Annotated in this window: 5 protein-coding genes; all 5 read right to left on the bottom strand. The window is 38.2% G+C overall.

Annotated elements, in window-relative coordinates:
• Positions 1-223 precede the first annotated feature (223 nt).
• Positions 224-1,249 (bottom strand): NAD(P)/FAD-dependent oxidoreductase, encoded by a 1,026-nt coding sequence (locus AC1DSB_RS11925; protein ID WP_477586784.1) that lies wholly within the window; start codon positions 1,247-1,249, stop codon positions 224-226.
• 355 nt (positions 1,250-1,604) lie between these two features.
• Positions 1,605-3,305 carry a M3 family oligoendopeptidase gene (locus AC1DSB_RS11920; protein WP_477532093.1) on the bottom strand — a complete coding sequence of 567 codons (1,701 nt, stop codon included), beginning with the start codon at positions 3,303-3,305 and terminating at the stop codon, positions 1,605-1,607.
• A gap of 136 nt (positions 3,306-3,441) precedes the next feature.
• Positions 3,442-4,002 carry an SLOG family protein gene (locus AC1DSB_RS11915; RefSeq protein ID WP_016427288.1) on the bottom strand — a complete coding sequence of 187 codons (561 nt, stop codon included), beginning with the start codon at positions 4,000-4,002 and terminating at the stop codon, positions 3,442-3,444.
• Between the two features lie 132 nt (positions 4,003-4,134).
• The gene (locus AC1DSB_RS11910) at positions 4,135-5,535 is read right to left on the bottom strand and encodes a hypothetical protein (RefSeq protein ID WP_477586783.1); all 1,401 of its coding nucleotides are present in this window, start codon (positions 5,533-5,535) and stop codon (positions 4,135-4,137) included.
• A gap of 162 nt (positions 5,536-5,697) precedes the next feature.
• Positions 5,698-6,540: an aldo/keto reductase gene (locus AC1DSB_RS11905; protein ID WP_477586782.1), complete on the bottom strand. Its 843-nt coding sequence runs from the start codon at positions 6,538-6,540 to the stop codon at positions 5,698-5,700.
• Positions 6,541-6,854 lie beyond the last annotated feature (314 nt).

Here is a 6,854-nt window from a genome sequence, read left to right as displayed (position 1 = left end):
GTCTATATTCTTATGGCATCCAGTCATACGCTTCAATTTTGTCACCAGCTTCAATTCGTTTCATAAAATGTGCATACTGTTTATCTTCATTTGGGGTGTTTACATTTGTCATATTGAACACTCCTTATCTAAAGATATGCGTAGTTGATCTTTCCCATAACGTTATATATACGTTAATTAACTACTTTGTTACATTGAATTGAATGCCTATTTTATATGTTTATTATTTTACCAATTCTGCAGTTTCAGAAATCACCTTTTCCATAACTGACGTACTATGAAGTGGCTGAACTTTTGAAGATGGATCAATATAAACTTTTGCATTGCTAATTGCTGTTGGAGCCTCTCCAAAACCTGAAGCAATCAGTTTTACTTTGCCTTCATATGTGCAAATATCTCCTGCAGCGAAAATGCCAGGAATGCCAGTTTCCATTCTTGAATTTACGACAATGCTGTTTTTCTCAAGAGTCATGCCCCAGTTCTTGATGGGACCAAGTGATGATACAAAACCATAATTGACAAGTACAGCATCTACATCAATGATAGTTGTTTCGTTGCTTTTTACTTCTTTCAATACAACCTGTGTAATGCGGTCTTCTCCACTTAACTCTGCAGGGACGAAAGGAGTCAGCACTGTTACAGAGGAGTTTTTCATCTTTTCCACAGTGTTTTCATGTGCTCGGAATTTATCGCGACGGTGAGCAATGGATACTTTCTGTGCAATTGGCTCCAGCATGAGTGCCCAGTCAACTGCAGAATCTCCCCCACCAAAAACATGTACTTTTTTCCCGGCAAATTGTTGTAAATCATTGATCAAATAATGAAGATTGCTTTCTTCAAATTTCAATGTATCTTCCAAATCCAGTTTCTTCGGATGGAATGCTCCATTACCTGCTGTTATCAATATGGTTTTTGAATAATGGATGCCTTTACTCGTTATAAGCTTAAATGTGCCATCGGCTTGTCTTTCAAGTGCCTCCACCTCTTGATTCAAACAGATCGTTTGTTCAAATTGACCCATTTGTTCTAGTAAGTTATCAACAAGTTTTTGCGCAGATATTTTTGGAAAACCGGCAACATCGTAAATATATTTTTCTGGATACAATGCAGACAATTGCCCTCCAAGTTGCGGGAGGCTTTCAATAATTTTGCAGGACATATTACGGAGTCCAGCGTAAAAGGCAGAGAATAAACCGATGGGTCCTCCCCCAATAATCGTTACGTCATACATTTCCCGATCATGAGCCATTATCATTTCCCCCTACATTATCGTTCGTTCTTTAATAGCACATTAAAAAAACATTTCACTTTATATATAACACTTTATATACGTTTTACTATAATTCYGTAATACTTACTTTAGATTAATGGCGAAAGAGTTAGATGTCAATAATAATTTCAGAAAATTCCAAATGGAATACTCCTTCATCTTTCATCGCAATTCCTAACCCCGTTCCAAGTATAGGGTTAATAATAGAAAATATTAAAATGAAGACAAAATAAAAAGCCTCGCCAAATTTGGCGAGGCATTGTCTCTTTTCTAGCTTTGTTAATCGATGTTGTTGGTTGCTTATCGTACATTTGCGCACATCATTAAACAGCCCTTAAAGTGCTTTATCGTCAATTGAATTTAACCATTGTTCAATTGGTCCGATTACGGATTCAACGCAACCATCTTCGAATGGTGAAATCAAGTTGGCTTCTTTTACAAGCCCTGTAAACGACAGGCTTCCTCCAATTTTACATAAGTGTACATAATCTGCCCAAGCTTGCTCACGGTCTTCTAACGTTCGTTTGAAGAACTGGAATGCACAGATTTGAGCCAATGTATAATCAATGTAATAGAACGGACTTTGATAAATATGGCCTTGTCGTTGCCAGAACCCACCTCTGTTTAAGTAGTCATTACCGTCATAATCACGGTGTGGCAAATATTTTTCCTCAAGCTCACTCCAAGCCTTTTTACGTTCAGCTGGCGATGCCTCCGGATTTTCATAAACAAAGTGTTGGAATTCATCCACAGCTACCCCATATGGCAAGAATTCAAGCGAACTGCTTAAATGGGAGAATTTGTATTTATCCGTATCCTCCTTAAAGAAGTTTTCCATCCAAGGCCAAGTAAGAAATTCCATACTCATAGAATGAATTTCACATGCTTCGTATGTTGGCCAATTATATTCAGGGATTTCAAAATGACGACTTGAATACACTTGGAATGCATGTCCCGCTTCATGTGTGAGAACATCGATATCTCCAGATGTGCCGTTAAAGTTAGAAAAGATGAAAGGTGCTTTGTAATCTTCGATATACGAACAGTACCCACCGCTTGCTTTCCCTTTTTTCGCGACAAGATCCATCAAGTTATTGTCTATCATGAAATCAAAGAATTCACTTGTTTCCTTCGACAATTCATCATACATTTTTTTGCCACCATCTATGATCCACTCCGGTGAACCTTTTGGTGTGGCATTTCCGGTTTTGTAATTGATTGATTCATCGTAGTATTTGAAATCATCTACTCCGATGCGTTCCTGCTGACGTTCTTTTAACTTGGATGCCAACGGAACAATGAAATCCTTGACCTGATCACGGAAGTTCATGACCATTTTCGCGTCATAATCTGTGCGAATCATACGATAATAGCCCAGTTCCACAAAGTTTTTGTATCCTAATGTACGGGCAATTTCCGTTCGAACTTTTACCAAATCATCAAAAATCCGATCGAGTTGCTGCTCGTTTTCTGCGAAAAAGCTAAAGTAGGCGTCTTTTGCCCGTTTCCTCATGTCACGGTCTGTAGATTCAGTGAATGGCTGCATCTGTGCCAAGGTACGCTCTTCATTTTCAAAATTGATTTTGGCAGACGCAATCAATTGTTGATATTCTGATGAGAGTTTATTCTCTTTTTGCATCATTGGAATGACTTCAGAAGAAAAAGATTTAATCTGTGCTTCCGCAATGGCAAATAATTGAGTGCCCCACTTTTCTTCCAACTCGTTACGGAAAGATGAGCTCACCAGTGACTTATAATATTTTGTAATTAAATCATCTACTTTTGGACTTAGTTCATCGAAGTAGTCCCGTTCCGCTTTGTAAAACTCGTCATTCGTGTCAATTGAATTTCTGATGTAGACAATGTTCATCATCGTTCCCACATGGTTTCTGATATCATTGATTTGCTTCATTACTTCACTTTGTACTTCAACAGTTTCGGCGTCATTAAACTCAGTTAATGCTTCATTAAACTGCGTTTCAATCTGTTCGAATTCAGGTCGTGTATACGCAAATTCTTCAAATTTTGTTACCATCCTAAACATCCCCTATTATTTTCAAATCGCAATCTAAGAATTTTTAATCATTTGATTACGTCTACTCATAAATAGTTTACTATTAATTCATTTATGACAACAAGAAAAATTATTTTATTTAGAATGTTAGGTATATTTATTCTGACCACTGGTTTTGTTGTTCTTCTGTCGCTACTAACTGTAAGTCGTCAGCTGTTATTGTAATGATTTGATAGTCATGACGTTCTGCATATTTCATGGCCAGTTCTTTCATAAACTTTGGTGAACCTTCATTTTCCTCATCATAAATGATCAGTAGACCGTCAGAATTTCGTATTATGAATTTATTCTTTTCGATAAATTGCCAAGGTCCTTCATAAGGTTTTTTCGTCACACTTGTTTGAAAATCAGCATTTGAACAAATCGTTTGATACATTTCTTTTTTGCTGTCATTCCAGTTCTTTTCTTGCTCAAGAAAAGGCGTAATGACTGCGTATTTTAAATGCGGGAATGATTGCTTCAAATCAATAACCAATTGCGCTGCCCACGTTTCGACCCCTAACTGCCCGCTGACAATAACCCATTCCAGTCCATCGTCAATTAGTTCAAGAAGACGATTTTCTAATGCCTTCTTTATAAAACCTACGCCTGGATGTTTATCGTCGAAAACACCAATCTCGTGCTGTTTATAACCTGTAATCACTAATCTTTTAATCATTTGAAAACCTCCGTGTCACTAACGTATCTATATAGTATTTTAGCATTTAATAGAAACAACAGTTTGGAGAACAACGTCCAGGTTATCAAAAAATAAAGACCCTCCAATTTCAGAGGGTCCGGATATCATAGATTATATTAAAAACATGGCTACGATTGTTGTAACAACCAACCCGATTGTCACTGGAAGAAGGTTTCTTCTCGCAAGTTCAAATGGATMGACACCACAGATAGCTGCCGCTGGAATAAGAGCCCATGGAACCAACGTCCCTCCACCAACCCATATGGCTGCAATTTGACCAAGAGCGGTCAAAGTAGCTGCACCGGCACCGATTGCATTAGCAAAGATAGTGGCAACAGAACCTACCAGAGAAATACCCGAGAACCCCGAGCCATCCAAGCCAGTTATTGCGCCAACAATCGTCAAAGTAACTGCTCCGACTTCTTTACTTAACGGAACGAGTGATGCAAGAGCTACACCAAGGTCGTTGACGATGCCATGTGAAGTCTTCGGCAATAGTTCACCGATTATTTTATTGAACCCTGCATCTCCCAGATAAAAGAATGCAGCAATCGGAATGACTGCACCGAACACTTTAAAACCGAATTGGAAACCTTCGATAAAGTAACTTGTAGCTTTTTCAAGCCCTTTATTTTTATGGCTGACCATTGTAATGAATAAGAGGATGAAAACAGATGTACCACCTATCAATGCGGTTGCATCGCCACCCTGTAAATCAAGAATGGACATCGCAATCACGTCAAGTGCAAACAGGACAGGGATCAGGAGTGCAAAGAAGCGCTTTTGTCCTGCGGATAGCAACGTTAATTGATGTTCAGTCGGTTCCGTTGTCGGCATGGCTGATATTCCTGTAGTTGCCGTTAACAATCCGGATTTTAAGTCTCGTTTCAAGAAATAAAACGCGGTAATGGTGGTCACGAGCCCCATCACAATAACTAGGGGAATACTTGCACTGATGACATCACCAACTGGAAGCCCCGCAGCATCYGCGGTCAGTTTTGGTGCTCCTTGAATAATGAAATCACCTGATAACGCAATTCCGTGCCCGAATAAGTTCATTGCCATAGCAACCCCAAGTGCAGGCAAGCCTACTCGAAGTGCGATTGGAAGTAATACAGCGCCCATCAAAGCTACAGCTGGAGACGGCCAGAAAAACCATGAAATGACCATCATTAAGATTCCGATTGTCCAATATGCCAATGCAGGGGTCTTAATGAGTTTCGAAAACGGTGAAATCATCACATCATTGATTCCGGTCGTTGTCAGAACTTTACTCATCGCGACAATGATTGAGATAACAAGTATCGTTGGCAATAATTCTGTAATCGCGAAAATGAAGCTGTTAAAAATACTACTGATTGAGCCACTCAATGATCCAGTGGCAGTAATGGCAATTAGAAAAATACCGACGATACTTACAATGGTTGTATCACGTCTCATCACCATAAAGCCGATGATTAAAAAGATAAAAACGACATAAATCCAATGCAACGCTGTTAATTCAACACCCATCAGATTTCTTCTCCTTTCTTGCATCCTTTTGTTTGAAGAGGGTATCCCTACTTCAAGATGTTCTATAGGATATGTGCAGCAAGAAAAGTGGTGTGAGGAATGCCCAAGAATTTAAGAGACAAAAAACACCGCTCAATTAAGTGAGCGGTGTGATAAGTACTATTAAAAATCAAAGTTATCTGGATCTGGACCTACACGATTGTTTTCATTGAGTGAAGAAATTTTCTCCATTTCTTCTGCCGAAAGCTCAAAGTCAAATATAGATGCATTTTCAACAATACGATGTTCATTGATTGATTTTGGAATGGTCACAACATCATTTTGAAGATCCCAACGCAAGATGATTTGTGCCACGGATTTTCCATGTGTCTCAGCAATTTCTTTAAGTTTCACATCATCAAGTAATTGCCCTTGCATAAGGGGTGACCAAGCTTCAAGTTGAATATTGTTTTGTTGGCAAAATGCACGCAGGTCTTCCTGAGTCAATTTAGGATGGTATTCAACTTGATTGACCATCGGAACGATTGTTGCATCTTTCATTACATCTTTTAGGTGATGAATATGGAAATTACTTACTCCAATTGCTTTTACACGGTTTTCAGTATAGATAGTTTCAAGTGCTCGCCAAGTATCTTTATACTTTCCCTCTACTGGCCAGTGAATTAAGTATAGATCTAAGTAATCCAAGCCTAATTTTTTTAGGCTTGTTTCATAAGCGTCCAAAGTAGTTTCATATCCGAAATCTGCATTCCACACTTTAGAAGTGATAAATAATTCTTCCCGTGAAATACCGGTTTCTATCATTCCCTGACGGATTCCTTCACCCACTCCTTCTTCATTTTGATACACTGCAGCAGTATCAATGCTGCGGTATCCCTTTAAGATAGCAGTCTTCACAGCTTCTATTACCTCTATTCCTTCTTCAACTTTAAAAACGCCTAATCCGAACCAAGGCATTTTGATTCCATTATGTAAAGTTGTACATGCTTGCAAGTTATTTTTCATTTTTGTTATTCCTCCAGTGTCTACATATTTTACACTTTCCCATTCTCTCTTTTTTCATTTAACACTTCAATTAATTGACCTTACCAATATAATTTCCATGAATAATAAACGCTCTTTTCCTTGAAAACACTGATTTGTTATACACTTGCATTATGCAAATTAATACAATGTAATATACTTGCATTTTACAACAATAATACAATACTTGTTAAACTCAAGTAACTTACAATGAATATGTTTGTATTCCACAGCTATTACACATAAGAAAAACCATCCCCTGTTTGTTGGGAATGGCTTACTTCTTAACCTAAATC

The organism is Paenisporosarcina sp. P4_E4_2, assembly GCF_056401595.1.
This window is presented reverse-complemented; position numbering and strand designations above follow the sequence as displayed.